This is a genomic window from Liquorilactobacillus mali KCTC 3596 = DSM 20444 (assembly GCF_000260415.1).
Classification (GTDB): Bacteria; Bacillota; Bacilli; order Lactobacillales; family Lactobacillaceae; genus Liquorilactobacillus; species Liquorilactobacillus mali.
On sequence record NZ_BACP01000031.1, the window covers coordinates 51,186 to 67,370 of the forward strand.

General features: G+C 36.9%; 18 protein-coding genes. 3 read left to right on the forward strand and 15 right to left on the reverse strand.

All coding sequences use genetic code 11. From position 1 onward, the window contains the following. The first annotated feature begins 46 nt into the window (after positions 1–46). Positions 47–370 (forward strand): hypothetical protein, encoded by a 324-nt coding sequence (locus GSM_RS05215; protein ID WP_003690600.1) that lies wholly within the window; start codon positions 47–49, stop codon positions 368–370. Positions 371–528: 158 nt separating this feature from the next. Here the strand turns inward: GSM_RS05215 and GSM_RS05220 are convergent, their stop codons facing one another. Then, the gene (locus tag GSM_RS05220) at positions 529–2,427 is read right to left on the reverse strand and encodes an acyltransferase family protein (protein ID WP_003690598.1); all 1,899 of its coding nucleotides are present in this window, start codon (positions 2,425–2,427) and stop codon (positions 529–531) included. A gap of 37 nt (positions 2,428–2,464) precedes the next feature. After that, complete coding sequence (gene obgE, locus GSM_RS05225) at positions 2,465–3,781, reverse strand: GTPase ObgE (protein WP_010077868.1); 1,317 nt, start codon at positions 3,779–3,781, stop codon at positions 2,465–2,467. Positions 3,782–4,031: 250 nt separating this feature from the next. On the opposite strand from obgE, the gene GSM_RS05230 reads away from it, so the two are divergent. Then, positions 4,032–4,943, forward strand: coding sequence for a cation diffusion facilitator family transporter (locus GSM_RS05230; protein WP_010077869.1), 912 nt, complete (start codon positions 4,032–4,034; stop codon positions 4,941–4,943). Here the strand turns inward: GSM_RS05230 and uvrC are convergent, their stop codons facing one another. From uvrC to GSM_RS05245, 3 genes are all read right to left on the reverse strand, one after another. Beyond that, on the reverse strand, positions 4,944–6,713 hold the full coding sequence (gene uvrC, locus GSM_RS05235) for an excinuclease ABC subunit UvrC (RefSeq protein WP_010077870.1): 1,770 nt from the start codon (positions 6,711–6,713) through the stop codon (positions 4,944–4,946). A 257-nt stretch (positions 6,714–6,970) separates the two neighbouring features. Next, positions 6,971–7,705, reverse strand: a complete 735-nt coding sequence (locus GSM_RS05240; RefSeq protein WP_029327372.1) for an amino acid ABC transporter ATP-binding protein — start codon at positions 7,703–7,705, stop codon at positions 6,971–6,973. Continuing rightward, positions 7,698–9,116, reverse strand: coding sequence for an ABC transporter substrate-binding protein/permease (locus tag GSM_RS05245; RefSeq protein WP_419181908.1), 1,419 nt, complete (start codon positions 9,114–9,116; stop codon positions 7,698–7,700). The genes GSM_RS05240 and GSM_RS05245 overlap by 8 nt, the downstream gene beginning before the upstream one ends. Positions 9,117–9,358: 242 nt before the next feature. On the opposite strand from GSM_RS05245, the gene GSM_RS15270 reads away from it, so the two are divergent. Next, on the forward strand, positions 9,359–9,496 hold the full coding sequence (locus GSM_RS15270; RefSeq protein WP_169790341.1) for an SPJ_0845 family protein: 138 nt from the start codon (positions 9,359–9,361) through the stop codon (positions 9,494–9,496). A 126-nt stretch (positions 9,497–9,622) separates the two neighbouring features. Here the strand turns inward: GSM_RS15270 and GSM_RS05255 are convergent, their stop codons facing one another. The 10 genes from GSM_RS05255 to GSM_RS05300 all read right to left on the reverse strand — a co-directional run bounded on the left by GSM_RS05255 (position 9,623) and on the right by GSM_RS05300 (position 16,185). After that, a complete protein-coding gene (locus tag GSM_RS05255) occupies positions 9,623–10,705 on the reverse strand; it encodes a S66 family peptidase (RefSeq protein ID WP_040538228.1) in 1,083 nt (360 codons plus the stop codon). Between the two features lie 36 nt (positions 10,706–10,741). Further along, positions 10,742–11,041, reverse strand: a complete 300-nt coding sequence (locus tag GSM_RS05260) for a nucleoside triphosphate pyrophosphohydrolase family protein (protein WP_010077874.1) — start codon at positions 11,039–11,041, stop codon at positions 10,742–10,744. 16 nt (positions 11,042–11,057) lie between these two features. Further along, positions 11,058–11,645: a ribosome biogenesis GTP-binding protein YihA/YsxC gene (yihA, locus tag GSM_RS05265; protein WP_010077875.1), complete on the reverse strand. Its 588-nt coding sequence runs from the start codon at positions 11,643–11,645 to the stop codon at positions 11,058–11,060. 163 nt (positions 11,646–11,808) lie between these two features. Continuing rightward, positions 11,809–11,985, reverse strand: a complete 177-nt coding sequence (gene rpmF / locus GSM_RS05270) for a 50S ribosomal protein L32 (RefSeq protein WP_010077876.1) — start codon at positions 11,983–11,985, stop codon at positions 11,809–11,811. A gap of 86 nt (positions 11,986–12,071) precedes the next feature. Further along, a complete protein-coding gene (locus GSM_RS05275) occupies positions 12,072–12,614 on the reverse strand; it encodes a YceD family protein (protein WP_010077877.1) in 543 nt (180 codons plus the stop codon). A gap of 82 nt (positions 12,615–12,696) precedes the next feature. Beyond that, on the reverse strand, positions 12,697–13,839 hold the full coding sequence (locus tag GSM_RS05280; RefSeq protein WP_010077878.1) for a nucleotidyltransferase: 1,143 nt from the start codon (positions 13,837–13,839) through the stop codon (positions 12,697–12,699). A gap of 12 nt (positions 13,840–13,851) precedes the next feature. Beyond that, a complete protein-coding gene (locus GSM_RS05285) occupies positions 13,852–14,589 on the reverse strand; it encodes a class I SAM-dependent DNA methyltransferase (protein WP_010077879.1) in 738 nt (245 codons plus the stop codon). Beyond that, complete coding sequence (rsfS, locus tag GSM_RS05290; RefSeq protein WP_010077880.1) at positions 14,589–14,945, reverse strand: ribosome silencing factor; 357 nt, start codon at positions 14,943–14,945, stop codon at positions 14,589–14,591. Before rsfS ends, GSM_RS05285 begins: the two co-directional genes overlap by 1 nt. A gap of 12 nt (positions 14,946–14,957) precedes the next feature. Beyond that, positions 14,958–15,551, reverse strand: coding sequence for a bis(5'-nucleosyl)-tetraphosphatase (symmetrical) YqeK (gene yqeK, locus GSM_RS05295; protein WP_010077881.1), 594 nt, complete (start codon positions 15,549–15,551; stop codon positions 14,958–14,960). Continuing rightward, positions 15,544–16,185 (reverse strand): nicotinate-nucleotide adenylyltransferase, encoded by a 642-nt coding sequence (locus tag GSM_RS05300; RefSeq protein WP_010077882.1) that lies wholly within the window; start codon positions 16,183–16,185, stop codon positions 15,544–15,546. The genes yqeK and GSM_RS05300 overlap by 8 nt, the downstream gene beginning before the upstream one ends.

Below are 16,185 nucleotides of genomic sequence, written 5' to 3' on the forward strand. Positions count from 1 at the left end.
TAATTAAATAGACGTTTAAAACTTATTCCACGAAAAGAGGAACACCATGTATTTAAAAGACTTTACAACACTTATATTCGGACTCAATCCTAATTACCAATTATATTTTCAATCAAACGATACTTTGGTTCCAATCACACAGTTTTCAACTAATGAACAAGCAGCGGTTTTACTCGCAGACCCTAATTCAATCGCTGCACTTGATTTAAAAACTTTTTTTTCTCTGTCAAACCAGTTTGCTTTATCGAATAAAAACATTCTGATCAACTATAATTCTGATATTTTTAAAGTTTTCGGATACCGGATATCAGAAGGAAAATTGTTAATAAATGGTAAATTACAGTTGGTGAATGGTAATTTGCATTTGTAGAATAAAAACGAGGCTGACCACAACTCAATGCTCTGTGTCATTCCCCGTCGTTTATTATATCCAAGAAGAAACATTCACTTGATTAATAAGCAAATGCACAACTATATCCAAAAACAACAATCAAAGTCAAGATTACTAGGTTTTATCATTCTGGACCGCTACTTATCTTCTAAAATCTCTTTTGCAATAAAATTGCCGTAATAATTCAGACCATATTCATTTGGATGAACATCATCGTCATAGAACCAGTTATTGTGGTTATTACTGTAATCATACCAATCAATTACTCGCAAATTAGGATAAGTTTTAGTCGCAGCACTTAGTGAGTCATTAACCTGCTTTTGCCATCTTCTCGTAGGAACATGCGTGTTTATCCAATAAACCCTGCGATTTCCAATCGCACCCATGATTTGGTGCAGTTCCTCATCATTAAACGGGCCGTTAGTCCCCAAGCTCAGTAAAACTGTGTTATCAAGCTGTCTCTTTTGCGCAAGTCCATTCAAAATTCCAATTGCATCTCTTGGCTGTCTTCCGACCTTTGCATCAATGTACATCTGCTGAAAAATAGACCTTAACTTTACTGAACCATCAGCTAAGACAGAATCTCCAATAGCGGTAATCTTCATTGCAGCAGCTTTTTGTTGCTGCTGCTGCGTTAATTGATCCGGTTCCGAACTCGATTGCGCTGACTCAGACGAACTACTTGCATTTTTTTGTGAAGAGGAAGAAGCCGAACCCGTATTTTGCTTTTCTTTACCTTGCAGTTTCTTATTATCCTCAGCAACTTCTTTTTGATTTCTTTTTATCACATCTTCTAACTGCTTACCACTCTGATTGCTTTGTGCGTTGGGTTGAAAAACTGCCCCCGTCATAGTTAGTAAAATTAAAAGAAGTGCACCTACTACCCATAATCTTTGCCAACCATAACGAGACTTTTTTTTGAAGAATTCTTGAACCACTTCTTTTGTTCTGGAATAATCAAAGTGTTGAAGCGGTAATTCGATATAACGATAAGACAAATGACTAATTATCACAATCAAGGAAATCTCGATAACAACGTGTAGCCATGGGTGGGCTGCAATATTTTGAACATGTGACTCGTAAAAAATCATCACTGGATATTGATAGAGATATATCCCATAACTTCTCTTTCCTAACCAAGTAAATACAGGATTAGTCAGCAACTTATTCATATCGGCTCCAGGATGAGCAACAGTTGCAATTAAAAACATTGAAATCAATGAGAAAAAGAACATCCCTCCATGATATGTCAAATCGCTCTCACCAGACATTGAGAAAAACATCCAAACAATCAAACCTAGACTAACTATTCCAACTCCATCTAAAATCATGCGCGATTTTTTCTGGAGGGTAGTCTTCAATTCCTTGCTTGGCCAAACGATTGCTAGACTGGTACCCAATAATATTGAAAACATTCTTGTATCAGTTCCAAAATAAATTCTTGAAGAATCTTGGCCATCTTTATACAACAATGCCATTGTTAATGCTGAAAAAAAGGCAATCAGAAAGATAGTGTCAAAAATTGGTTGCTTTTTTCGTAAGAGTACCCATAAAACTGTCAATACAATTGGCCAGAAAAAATAAAATTGTCCCTCAATCGACAACGACCATAAATGTGTAAACGGAGATTGTACCTCAAAACGATCAAAATACGATTGGCCTTGCTTAACTTGCACCCAATTATAAACATAAAGCAAGTTACCAAATATTACACTCCGAATACCGTTTAATAGACTTCTTTGAAATAAAGTTATATACGCACTTGTGGCAACAATCATTGTAACCAGCCCAGGATAAAGCCTCTTCATTCTTTTTTTATAAAAAGAAAAAAGGTTGGCTTTCCCTTTTTTTTGAATTTCTTCGTTCAAAATATCCGTAATAAGATATCCGGATAACACAAAGAAGATTGGAACTCCTAAAAAACCGCCTTGAATATCATATGGCACAAGGTGATATAAAATAACACCGATAACCGCAAGCGTTCTAATGCCATCAAACCCTGTAATATAACGTCTTTTCTTACTACCTGTATTCATTTATTCCAACCCCAAAACACGAAAAAGATTCTATAATTTATTCAACAAATTCAAACGTAAACTTGTCAATTCTAACTAAGTCACCTTGTTTTGCACCCTTTGCTCTTAGAGCGTCATCAACACCCATTCCCCGTAACTGACGAGCAAAGCGCATGATACTTTCATCATGTTCAAAATCTGTCATTTTAAATAGCTTATCTAATTCAGTACCACTTAATACCCATGTTGCATCTGGATCTCTCGTAATTTCAAATGGATATTGTTCAGCCTCTTCAAACTTATAAACAGTTCCATTTTCAAGCTGTTTTTGTCGTTTTCTATCAGCAAGTGTTGGAAATACAGGTGTTTTCTCAAGTAAATCAGCAGCTTTTGCCATTAATTCCTTGACGCCAGTATGAGTAACGGAAGAAATTTCAACAACCTCTGGTACAGTTTTAAGCATTTTATCATTCTTAATTTTTACAACAAAATCAGCCAGGTTTTTCTTAGCATCCGGTAAATCCATCTTGCTTGCCACTACAATTTGTGGACGTTCAAGCAGCGTTTCATCATATGATAATAATTCCTGATTAATTTTAACAAAATCATCATATGGATCTCGCCCATCCATACCACTTAAATCAACTAAGTGTAAAATCACCCTCGTACGCTCAATGTGCCTCAAGAATTGAATCCCAAGTCCAACTCCTTGAGAAGCACCTTCAATTAATCCTGGCAAATCTGCCATTACGAAATCTCGTCCATCATCCAGTCTTACCATTCCTAAGTTAGGAACAAGTGTCGTAAAATGATAAGTAGCTATCTTGGGCTTCGCACTTGTAGCAGTCGCCAGCAGCGTGGACTTCCCGACTGAAGGAAAACCAACTAAACCGATATCCGCTAAAACTTTCAATTCTAAACGTAAGACACGCTCAATACCGGGTTCACCATTTTCAGCTATTTCTGGTGCTGGATTCCTTGCACTTGCAAAATGAATATTTCCGCGACCTCCACGACCACCTTTTGCGACTACTAACTCGTCACCATCATGTAACAGATCACCTAAAATTTCACCTGTCTCATCATCCGTAACTGTAGTTCCTTCCGGTACCGAAACGTAAAAATCACTTGCACCACGACCATACATTCCCTTATTCATTCCCTTTTCACCATTCTTAGCTTTAAAGTGACGGTGATAGCGAAAATCCATCAAGGTTCTTAGACCCTCATCAACCTTAAAGATTACACTTCCACCTTTACCGCCGTCTCCACCAGCCGGACCACCGTCAGGAACAAATTTTTCACGACGGAATGCAACTATTCCATCTCCGCCGTTTCCAGCCTTCACATTAATTTTTACTTGATCGACAAACATTATTAATTCACCCTTCTTTCCATATTGATTATTTACATTGACACTAATATGTGAGCTAATAAAGAAAAAATGAACTTGTTCATCGTTACCCTAAAAACTACCACCGCCAACTATACCAGTTTTTAGAATCAAGGTCAAAAATACAACTGCTCACATTTTTGCGTATTTGCACTACAAGATATAACAATTTCATTTCAACAAAAAAAATCATATAATTTACGTATCCGATACTATTCAGGGAGTGTTCAAAATGCAGCAAAGATATAAAAATCTAAAAACAGCACAAAAGGGTGTCTTAATCAGTCTTTGTGCCTACATTCTACTCTCCTTATTAAAAGTCATCATTGGACAGTTAAGTCACTCTGAAACACTGCTAGCAGATGGGTTCAACAATGCAACGGATATTTTTTCATCCTGTGCTGTCATGGTTGGACTAAGATTAGCTACCCGTCCGCCAGATGAACACCACCAATATGGGCATTGGAAAGCCGAAACAATCGCAACTTTTCTGACTTCATTGATTATGCTATTAGTTGGGCTAAGTGTTCTTTATACTTCAGTCAAGGATATCTTAGCGGGCAATCAAGAATCCCCTGACATCTATGCCTTATTTGTCGGTATTTTTAGTGGGCTGCTGATGTATGGTGTCTATTTCCATAATGCACATCAAGCAAAGAAAATAAACTCACAATCATTACTCGCAATTGCCAAAGATTGCAGAAGCGATGCTTGGACTAGTTTTGGAACATCAATCACAATCTTTGCGGCTAATTTTAATATGGCTTGGATTGATGGTGTCGTTGCCTTTTTGATTGGGCTCCTGATTCTCAAAACTGCCTATGATATTTTCTCAGCAAGTGCCTTCTCATTGTCTGACGGTTTTGATGATGACTTGCTCGAAAAATATACTGCCGATGTTGAAAGAATTCCTGGCGTCGAACTTGTCCACAATATTCAAGGGCGCTCATATGGTGCCAATATCTTCGTGGATATTATTATCTGGGTAGATCCACAAATGACGGTGCGAAAAAGTCACCACATTACCGAAAAAATCGAAAGTCTATTACAACGAAAATATGGTGTTTTTGATACTGATGTTCATGTTGAACCATGGGACGTTGATTATGAGCCTCAACAACCAAATGAATTAAATAGTCACTAATTACTTAAGACTTAATTTAATTGTTTGGGCCACTTTTTTAGGAATGCCTAAAGCTTCGATATCTTCAAGCGAAGCATCTGCGATTTTTTTCATGGATCCAAATTTTCTCAACAATTTAATTCTTGATTTTGGACCCACACCGGGAATTAGATCCAATCTCGAAGACAAAGATTTTTTAGAGTGCGTTTGACGGTGAAAAGTTATCGCGAATCTATGAACTTCATCTTGAATACGCTGAAGCAAGTAAAATGCCTCACTCTTCGGATTCAATGATACTTTTTGATACTGCATATTCATTAGGTCTGCGGTCTTATGATGATTATCCTTAACCATTCCTGCCACTGGTATATTTAACCCAAGTTCGTTTTGCAGTACATCTTGTGCCGCTTCAATTTGGATTTCTGCTCCATCCATCAAAATTAAATCTGGCAATTCACTATGCTCCTTCAACAACCTTGTGTACCTTCTTCTAATGACCTCTCTTGTGCTTGCACTTTCATCCGCGTGAGTGACCGTCCGCAACTTATACTTACGATACTGGCTTTTTTGCGGTCGTCCATCCAAAAATGAAACCATCGCCGAAACAACATCAGAACCTTGGATATGTGAATGATCAAATGATTCAATTCGATGTCCAGCCGGCAGAGCCAAAGCCTTCATTATTTCATCCATTGCACCCGTTGTTTTGCGATCATCCAGCTCCAATAGACGAAATTTTTCTTCAAGTACAAGCCGTGCATTCTTCTGCCCAAGTTCCATCAAGTTTTTCTTTGTTCCCCTAACCGGTGTTTTGACAGGAACTTGCAGTATTTCACCAAGTACATCATGACTTACTCCCTTAGGAACAAGTATCTCTTTAGGCAATATTCTATTTTTTTGATTATAAAACTGTAAAATAAACGACTCCAACTCTGCCTCAGGTGTATCTATACAAGGAAAAAGTCGTTTCTCACGTTTAATTAAGCGTGCCTGACGAATAAAGAAAATTTGCAGTGAAACCCAACCCTTGTCCATATAAAAGTTGAATAAATCCCTCGGAGTATTATCATTTGAGATTATCTTTTGTTTTTCTACAGTTACTTCAATGTAATGTATTTGATCACGAAGTTCCGCTGCCCTTTCAAATTCAAGTTTCTGTGCGGCATTATTCATCTTGCTCTCTAACGTTTTCTTAATTGCACCGACATTCCCATTCAGAAAGGTCTTTATTTTTTTGATTTGCTTATCATATTCTTCTGTTTTTACTTCTTTGAAACAAGCTCCTAAACACTGCCCCATATGGTAGTACAGACACGGCCGCTTCTGATAACCATTACATCTCCTGAGCGGATAAACACGCTGCAATAGATGCATTGTCTCACTAGCAGCATAAACATTCGGGTAAGGCCCAAAATAATAAGCCCCATCTTTTTTGACCTGACTTACAATTTTTAAAGTTGGGTCCTTTTCATTTGTGATCTTAATATACGGATACCCCGTACCTCTTTTTAATTTTATATTGTAATAAGGCTTATGTTTTTGAATCAGCGTGATTTCCAACAAAAAAGCTTCTTTATCTGTCGAAGTAATAATTGTTTCAAAATCTCTTATTTCTGAAACTAATTTTGCAGTCTTGCCTTCATGCATACTTTTAAAATAAGAACGTACCCTATTCTTTAAGTTTTTTGCTTTACCAACATAAATGATTTTACTATTGATATCCTTCATTAGGTAACATCCTGGCAGATCTGGTAACAATTTTAATTTATTTTCAATGTGCTGTGTTGCCACCTCAATTTACACCTCCGTCTACCGAGCAAACTCCTGTTAATATTATATTACAGCATTAATCAAGTTTGTAGGAAAAGACTTCCAATTATAATCTTCAATCTTGCTCATTTAGTTTTGGATAAAACTTAGCAACAACCAAAAAAGGAGGCTAGCTCAAAAGTTATATTTTGAACCAACTTCCTTATCTATTCTGAATAAACGTGTTCCGTAAGTTAAACTTATCAAAAGACCTAACTTTTATCTTTCCGTCCACATATTTATAATATTTTTGACAAAAACTCTTTGGCACGACTTGTCTTCGGATTTGCAAAAAATTCGTCTGGTGCTCCCTTTTCTTGAATATAGCCCTCATCCATGAACCATATCTGATCCGCAACTTCCTTTGCGAATCCCATTTCATGTGTTACAACAATCATTGTCATTCCCGATTCAGCAAGATCTTTCATTACTTTCAAAACCTCACCAACCATCTCGGGATCTAAAGCCGAGGTTGGTTCATCAAAAAGCATAACTTCTGGATCCATTGCAAGTGCGCGTGCAATTGCGACACGTTGCTGCTGTCCTCCTGAAAGACTCAGTGGAAATTGCTCAGCCTTATCTGCCAAACCAACTTGTTCTAATAGCTGCCCTGCTTTTTGGCTTGCTTCTTCTTCCACATCCTTTTTAACCTTCAAAGGAGCAAGTTTGACGTTGTTTATCACATCCATGTTTGGAAAAAGATTAAAGCTTTGAAAAACCATTCCCATACGCTCTCTGAGCTTGTTTAACTCAACCTCGGAAATATTTGTTAGCTCCTGCCCCTCAAAAATTATTTGTCCTGCCGAAGGCTTTTCCAGCACATTCAAACATCTTAGAAAAGTACTTTTCCCCGAGCCGGAAGGCCCAATCACGCAGATAACTTGCCCTTTTTTTACAACTTCAGTAATATTTTTCAAAACCTGATTATCACCAAATGACTTTTCGAGGTTTTTAATTTCAATCATGTTAGGCATGTTTCATTCTCCCTTCAAAATAACCTAAGACCTTTGAAAGCCCAAACGTCATTACGAAATAAATGACCATTGTGATAAAGATAGGGATTACACCCTTATATGTTGCAGACTGTACTAACTGCATCTGATACATCAAATCACCAACACCAATAATGGAAACAATCGAACTCTCTTTAATAAGTGTAATGAATTCATTTCCTAATGCTGGCCAAATGTTCTTCAATGCCTGCGGAATAATGACATATCTGTAAGTTAACGTTTGTGACATTCCTAAGCTTCTGGCCGCTTCTGTTTGTCCGGCAGGTATTGATTCGATTCCTGAACGAATAACTTCAGCAACATAAGCTGCTGAATTTAGTGAAACAGCAATTATACCTGCAAGCAATGCTGGTAATGATTGAATAACGGCCCCTATTCCAAAATAAACAAACATTACTTGAACCATCAAAGGTGTTCCTCTGACAAATTCAATATATGCAGTTGCAATTGCTTTACCCAGCTTACTCTTAGATAAACGCAAGAGTGCTAATAATACCCCTAATATGAATCCAAAGAAAACTGAGACAACCGTTATTATCAACGTATATTCAATTCCCTTTGCGAAATAAGTCCAATAATTCCACATTGAGTTTTTCTTTGAATTATTAGTCATATATTTCCCTGCTAAAGGTATGTACTGCTTATTTATCAGATTTTTCTTTTTAATTTGAGCAATTGTTTTATTGGCTGCTTGGACTAGACTGGTTGCACCCTTGGGAAATGCCATTGCAGAACCTGTCTGGCTAGAATCAACATTAAATTCAGGATTAATAACTTTCAATGAAGTATTGTTTTGTGCAAATGCTTTGGCAGTTGCTTCCTCCATCGCAACAGCATTGACTTTTCCTGATTCAAGAGCAATCACCAAATCATTAAGTTTAGCCAAACCCTTTACTTGATTATTCTTCATCTGTTTTTTAACAAGGTCATATTGTAATGAACCTGCTTGAGCACCAATGGTCTTATTCTTAAAGCTATGAATATTTTTATAGAGCGCTGCATCCTTTTTATTGATCAGCATATATTGCTTTCCTCTATAATAAACATTTGAGAAGTCAACACTCTTTTGTCTTTCAGGAGTCGGATTCATCCCTGAAATAACTGCATCAACTTTGTGTGTTTCGAGCGCAACAAGTAATGAATCAAAATTCATATTTTTAATTTCTAATTTCACACCCAGATCTTTTGCAAACTTCTTTGCAATCTCAATGTCCAAACCCACGTAAGTTGTTTTCCCACTTTGTTTTACTGTAAATTCATAAGGTGGATAATCCGCACTTGTTCCAACTACAAGTGTTCCCTTATCCTTAATCTTCTGTAAATAGCCATCACTTGCGGCATTTACTTTTCCCAGAGGTACCAACAACATCATAATTAAAATTACCAAAGTAATCCAAATCTTTTTACTTTTCATTAAACTTCTCCCTTACCTTTTCTGACTCAACGACGTAAAGTATACAGCAAAAAGAATTATTATTCAATAAAATTGTCAAATAAACATTTTTATTCATAAATAAAGTGTATAAACTATAAAATATACATACTGTGTTCTAATTGAATTTTTACCTACAAACTGATACTCTATTAGTAATAATAAGTAAGGGAGATTTAATTATGGGACTTACGATAAATAGCCAGACAAAGCTCGATGAACTCTTCGGTAAATTCGCAGTTGACCCCAAACAGCCTAGAACAAAGCAGAGACCAAAAGATAAAGAAAAAAAGGCTGACGAAAAAAACAAGAAAAATTAATAGTTTGCTTAGATTTATAGAATACATTTTGTGTGAATCAAAAAGAGGCCTGCCGCAAAGAATTATCTTTGCTTGTGGTAAGCCTCTTTTCTTATACATAAAACTAAAACAACACATTTCATACATCTATTCTTGAAATAATGGTTCAGTAATCTCAAATGATTTCTTATCAAAATCAATTTTCGCCATGCATCCATAAGGTATTACAGTTCTAGGATATGCATGTCCAAAATTAACATTCATTAGAACCGGTAAACGATATTTTGCTGCGATGTTCTTCAACTTTTCCCGATATTCCTGATAGTACACATTATTTTGTGGTTTACCCACGATTATAGCCTTAATTACACCAAATATTCCGCGTTGTTCCAAGTTACTTAGCATTGCTTCATATTCATCTGGAGCAGGTCTTTCTTCACTAGTTTCAATAAAGAGAAGTTTATCTTCCCATTGCTTTAGCTCAGGAAATATCCCATATTTAAAACAAATTTCTCTTTCATCTGTGTACCTTGAGCTTGTCAAAATATCATTTAGACTATCTATGCAACCACCAAGCAGTCTTCCAGTTACGATTCCACCACCATTTAAAGTCTCATATCCTCGCTTCTCTGGATGACTAATTCGCGCAGTTCCAATTTCTTCGGGTGAAAAGGTAGTTCGCTCTTCATACCATGTATCACTTGAAACAATTTTCAAATTAGGGGTATTTTTAAAATAACTACTAATTGTGTTTGCAGTATATGGCAGTAAATTTTCGTCCAGTTCCGCCAAATCATTTAGAAAGTTGGGTCCATAAAATGTCTGCAATCCTAACTTGTAAAACATTAGATGATTAATCGTCGTGTCAGAAAAACCAGAAAACAACTTTGGATGATCATGTACTGCAGTAACAAATTCCTGATCATCAAGTAAATATGGCAACAACCTATAAGTGTCATCTCCACCTATCACGCAAAATATTCCTTGAATGTCCGTACGTAAAAAGGCTTCTTTCAAATCAGCAGCACGTGCTTCTGGATGATTCTGCAAGTACTCTATACCCATCAATGCATTAGTCATATAGACGGGTTCCAAACCAAAATTACGGAGCCTCTTTTCCCCTAGTTCTTTTTGATGTTTTACAAAATCTTCACCCAAAACACCACTAGACAGGCTCACAATAGCAACCTTATCTCCAGTTTTTAATGTATGTGGTTTCACTAAAATCATCCCTATTTTAATTTTTAATATCGGCTTTACTTCTTCTTAACTATCCTGTGCAAATCCGTGTGGATATCGCTTATTAAGTGTTTCAATATTGTCCTTGGCAATTTCATCAAAAGGAATATCTGCCCATGCAGCAATTTGTGACAGATACCATAGCACATCTCCCATTTCATGAATCATTTCTTCACGATTTAGTTCTTTACCCTTAAATGTATAATTTTTTATGAGATCTATCACTTGACCGCTCTCTCCGGCAAGCCCAAGGGCACAATTTGTAAGTACCTGCTCATTACCGTATAGCGTTCTTGTAGCAGCTTCTTGATATTCATTAAATTCCATCTATTTCCAATCCCTTCTAACCATTTATTTTTTCTTCTATCCAATCCCAAACGATATCATCACCGATTTTTTGGGTAGCAGAGAAGAGTACCAGTTTATCTTCATCATTGAGCTTTATCTTTTTCTTGATGTCTTTTTCAACCTTATTCCACTTACTTCTTGGTATCTTATCAATCTTTGTAGCTACTAACAAAACTGGTAAATTATAGTATTGCAGAAATTCGACCATTTGTACATCCAATTCTGTTGGCTCATGACGCCCATCAATCAAGGAAACGACTCCTCTTAAAGGTTCACGTTGAACTAAGTATGTTTCAATCATTCTGCCCCATTTTTCACGCTCAGCTTTAGAGACCTTCGCATATCCATAGCCGGGTACATCAACTAAATAAAGCATTGATTCTACATCATAGAAATTCAATGTTTGTGTTTTCCCTGGTTGACTTGATGTTCTTGCATAGCTCTTCCTATTAATCAAACGATTAATCAAGGATGATTTGCCGACATTAGATCTACCTACCAAAGCAACTTCGGGATATCCTTCATCTGGATACTGTTCTGGTCTGACAGCACTTATTTTGAGATTTACGTTATGAACTTTCATCCGCTTACTTTCCTTCCCTACACTGCTAAATTCTACCATATCTTGTCTTCATGACTCTAGAGATAAAACATATTTTACAAAAAAAACATCCCTCGCTCATTCAGCTTGGGATGCATCATTCATTAAAAAATGAAACAAGGGCCATGGTCCCTCATCTCAGTTATTAATCAACTTTTACAACTTCCTTATCACCGTAGAACCCACAACTTGGGCATACATGATGAGACTTTCTTAATTCGCCACAGTTAGGGCAAGCACTCATACCTGGTGTTTGCAACTTGTAATGTGTGCGACGTAATCTCTTACGAGCTTTTGATGTTTTACGTGCTGGTACTGCCATCTTAACAGCCACCTCCTTCAATTAATAAAATTAATCAACAAAAAGAATTGTACTTTTAATTCAACAATTTTGCAACTGCTAAAGTCCTAGTTTTTTTTATCAAAAAAGTCTTTTAGTTTTGCTAACCGCGGATCGATAGTATCCTTATCCCTTTGTTTTTGATTATTACGACCATCTTCAGAAACTTCCCAACCCTTACCTTGAGGCAAGTCTTCACTAGCTTCTTCCTCAGCTGTCAAAATTCTTGTTGGAATCTGCAACAGAATATTATCCTCAACTGCTTGGTTGAGGTCCAAAATATCATCTTCCAAAATAATTACGACATCCTTGGCATCAAATCTAGATAAATCATGTGTCCTATGGCTCACATAATATTCACTTACTTCAAAATCAAGCGGAATTTCTACCACCTTGAGAGATCTAGTAGAAGGCAGTGTCACCTTGACGCTTACCTTGAATGAACCAAGGAGACCTAAACTATCCACCACGAAAAAGCCACTTACTTGTGCTGGAGAAATAGCAGTGATCTCGCTATTTCGTTTAACAATTGAATCGGCTACGTTGACTACCTCCTCGAAGTGAAAAGGCGTTGAACCAATCTGTCCTAGCTCATTCAAAGACCACTTCATTCAATACTTCCTCCTAATGCAACAACCCTGATTATACCTGTCAAAAAATACATTGTCAATGGTTTTTCCTTGACAGCATCAACTAACCTTGAAATGGCTTTCGACCAAAATCCTGTCTCTGACCACTACACTGACTATATACCAAACCTGCTCGGTAGTCCAAATCAAGCGGATTCGCAGCAATCTTTTGTGAAACTCGAGAAATAACTGGAAATGTCATTTTCTTCTTCACATTATTCAGTTGTTTTTGGCCTAAATCATCAAATCCAAGTATTCTGATGTATGGGCTTCGTACGACTTGTGCGACTTCATCCTTCTTTGCCTGAAGTAAAATCATCGTCGCTAATCTTGTCAAGTGAGTATACGTAAAACGCTTTGATTTAACCTCATCTATCCAGTCAGTAAAAGCCACTGCAGGTCCCATTCTCTCTAGTTTGTCCTTAAGTCTAAACTCAAGCCCTTCTGTCATTCCATATATTTCTCTTAACTCCTGTACCTTGCTCGTCAGAATCTGATATTTAAGCAGCGGCCAAAAATCCGTCCAACTTGCCTTTTTGGACTGTTGCAGATCCTCAACTGTTGAATTAGGTACAAAATTAACAACTAATTCCTTGTTGCTCAAGACTGCACTTCTTATTGCCGAAGCGCTGGCAATTCGTGAATCAACTGGTAGCTGTTGATCATGATGCTCTGCTTTCTTTCTTTGAATTGGTATCAATTCTAAAAAAGAACCTAGTTCCAGATTTGCTTTTGCATATGCCAAGCCTAAAAGATTATTGGGCTTAGAAACATCCACTCCCGTTCTTTCCGTAATAGCTCTCTGATACGCCTTTGCATAGGACTCATTGTAAGTTGAAAAATCTCCATGTACCTTTTTGGTTAATTGAGCCATCTTGTCAAAATCATAGTCTACATTTTCAACACCAAAGACTAGCTTCTGCACACCCAGTTCTTTAAGAATTCTTATCGCTCCAAATGCAAAAAGATCTGCTGGTTGGACGCAAAAGGCTACCGGCAACTCAACAACCAAATTAACACCATTTAAGATTGCCTCTTTCGCTCTCATCCATTTATCAAGAAGCGCCGGTTCTCCCCGTTCAAGAAAATTACCGCTCATCACAACAACTATGACAGCATTCGGAAATCTTTTTTTCACTTCACTAATTTGATATAGATGTCCATTGTGAAACGGATTATACTCCGCAACTATCCCCACAATATCCATTCATGTACCTCCCTATGCCTTATGACAAACAAAGAAAAAACGAGTTGTTTCTTCATCGATTTCTCCATTACCATAATCAGCAGTCGCTTTGACTTTATTAAATCCAGCCTTAGCAAGAAGCTCTAAGTAAACATTTAAATCGTAAGTTCGTTCATAATGAGTTTCTTCATAACGCTGATAGCTTGTTCTATCCTTATTTGCAACAAAAAAGGTTAAATCATGTATAACACTATGTGGAACTTCACCTGCAAAACTCTCCCATAAAAAAGCTTGCTCCTGTGTCGTATAATTATACATATAACCTGGATAAACAACATCAGTCTGATGCGGCGAGATTACATCAAAAATAAATACCCCATCTCCATTTAGATGACCCGCAACTTCCTGAAAGGTCTGCAGCAGTTCATCTTTATCAGCAAGATAGCACAGTGAATCCAACCCACAAGTCACAATATCAAAATTTTCTAATTCACTCAAGTCAGTCATGTTTGCGCTTAGAAGTTCTAATTTAACTTGTTCTTCACGGGCTCTAACCTCCGCAAGTGACAACATTTCTTCTGACAAATCAACACCTGTTACTTGATATTCATCCTTAGCAAGTATCACTGCCAATCTGCCTGCACCACATGCCAAATCAAGTAATTTCTTATGTTGTTTATCCGTAACTGTATCAACTAGTTTCGCCCAATTATCATAGATCTCAGGATCCATTAACTCATCATAGATTTGTGCAAATGTTGAGTAGATCATTATTCCGTAATCCAATCCTTGACTTCGACCATTGGTGCATCAGCCCAAAGTTTTTCAAGGTTATAAAAGCCTCTTGTTTCTGACTTGAACACATGAACAACAACGTCCCTTAGATCAATTAAAATCCAATTACCACTACTTTTTCCTTCAATTTGTTTAATATCAATTCCAGCTTTTTCAACTTCTTCTTCGATATTATCAACGATTGCCTTAACTTGTCGCTCAGAATCTGCTTGCATTATTACAAAATAATCAGCCAAATAACTTATTTTGCTGACATCCAATGCAACTATATCTTCGGCGCGTTTGCTGTCAGCAGCCTCAACAACAACTTTTAATATTTCTTTACTATCCATTAAATTCTCCTTTTATTTAACTACCCATTTATTATAAGTTAAAATTGCATCCGGATACACTACACCATTGGTAGAAATCAGATACTCCAATGTATGTTTAGTCTCAAATGCAACAGCGTCATCCAAATTACTATAAGCTAATGTTCGTGCAATATTGACATCTGGAAATACCCTGCCATTCTCAACATAATCAGCGACATAAACGATTTTATCAAGAATAGTCATATTTTCAGCACCTACAGTATGTCTCCTTACTGCATTCAAGATTTCTTCGTTTTCAATATGCAACTCATCTTTAATAATCTCAGCGCCTACAACTCCGTGCCAAAGATAATTATTCCAATTCAATAAGTCGGCGTCAAGGTTCTTGTCCGTTATAACTTTCTTAAATTCTTCCGCACTGCGTTCTTTTGCGTAATCATGCACCAAGGCCGCTATGCTTGCTTTTTCAATATTAAATTTATTAAGCTTAGCAATTCTAACAGCTGCCTGTTCAACACCTAATATATGCTGATAACGTTTGTTACTAACACTATTTTTAACTTTAGCTAACAATTCAGTTCTTGTACCTGGAAAATATTTACGACTATACTCTTGCTCACTCAAGATAGAGACCTTCCTCCTTAATGTAATGCTCTACATCTTTAGGAACCAAATATTTTATTGAACAATTATGCTGGATATTCCAACGAATTTGCGTTGAACTAATTTCAATCAGTGGTACATCCACCCACATAACAGGATACTTGCTTTCTTTCGGAAATCCTGTTCTGGCAACTCCCACAAAATGAACTAATTTTACCAGTTCGCCAATTCTGTACCATTTTGGAAGGTAGTCAACCATATCTCCACCGATGACAAAATAATATTCATAATCAGGATGCTTTCTCTTTAACTCAACTATAGTATCAAATGTATAACTTATTCCGCCACGTTCCAACTCAGCAGTCTCCAGATCAAAAAGCGGATTTCCTGCAATGCTTAACTCAACCATCTTTTTTCTATCATCGGCTGCTATCGCATCTTTATGATCGACATGTGGCGGCAAGGCATCTGGCATGAAAAGCATCTCATCCAAATCAAGTTGACTCGCAACTTGCTCAGCAATTATCAGATGACCCGTATGTGGTGGGTTGAAAGTACCTCCTAATATACCTACTCGTTTTTTCTTGCCACTCTCATTTGGCTCAACTATCGGTTTAGTCTGAACAACTGATTTAACGAGTGTATTAACATTCAT

Bases quoted from the DNA above. Each gene is read 5' to 3' on its own strand.
- GSM_RS05255 (WP_040538228.1), bottom strand. From the start codon at position 10,705: ATGATTTTAGTGAAACCACATACATTAAAAACTGGAGATAAGGTTGCT.
- yihA (WP_010077875.1), bottom strand. From the start codon at position 11,645: ATGAAAGTTCATAACGTAAATCTCAAAATAAGTGCTGTCAGACCAGAA.
- GSM_RS15270 (WP_169790341.1), top strand. From the start codon at position 9,359: ATGGGACTTACGATAAATAGCCAGACAAAGCTCGATGAACTCTTCGGT.
- GSM_RS05300 (WP_010077882.1), bottom strand. From the start codon at position 16,185: ATGAATGTTAATACACTCGTTAAATCAGTTGTTCAGACTAAACCGATA.
- GSM_RS05240 (WP_029327372.1), bottom strand. From the start codon at position 7,705: ATGCCTAACATGATTGAAATTAAAAACCTCGAAAAGTCATTTGGTGAT.
- rpmF (WP_010077876.1), bottom strand. From the start codon at position 11,985: ATGGCAGTACCAGCACGTAAAACATCAAAAGCTCGTAAGAGATTACGT.
- GSM_RS05260 (WP_010077874.1), bottom strand. From the start codon at position 11,041: ATGGAATTTAATGAATATCAAGAAGCTGCTACAAGAACGCTATACGGT.
- obgE (WP_010077868.1), bottom strand. From the start codon at position 3,781: ATGTTTGTCGATCAAGTAAAAATTAATGTGAAGGCTGGAAACGGCGGA.
- rsfS (WP_010077880.1), bottom strand. From the start codon at position 14,945: ATGGATAGTAAAGAAATATTAAAAGTTGTTGTTGAGGCTGCTGACAGC.
- GSM_RS05245 (WP_419181908.1), bottom strand. From the start codon at position 9,116: ATGATGTTGTTGGTACCTCTGGGAAAAGTAAATGCCGCAAGTGATGGC.
- GSM_RS05220 (WP_003690598.1), bottom strand. From the start codon at position 2,427: ATGAATACAGGTAGTAAGAAAAGACGTTATATTACAGGGTTTGATGGC.
- GSM_RS05280 (WP_010077878.1), bottom strand. From the start codon at position 13,839: ATGGATATTGTGGGGATAGTTGCGGAGTATAATCCGTTTCACAATGGA.
- GSM_RS05285 (WP_010077879.1), bottom strand. From the start codon at position 14,589: ATGATCTACTCAACATTTGCACAAATCTATGATGAGTTAATGGATCCT.
- GSM_RS05215 (WP_003690600.1), top strand. From the start codon at position 47: ATGTATTTAAAAGACTTTACAACACTTATATTCGGACTCAATCCTAAT.
- GSM_RS05230 (WP_010077869.1), top strand. From the start codon at position 4,032: ATGCAGCAAAGATATAAAAATCTAAAAACAGCACAAAAGGGTGTCTTA.
- GSM_RS05275 (WP_010077877.1), bottom strand. From the start codon at position 12,614: ATGAAGTGGTCTTTGAATGAGCTAGGACAGATTGGTTCAACGCCTTTT.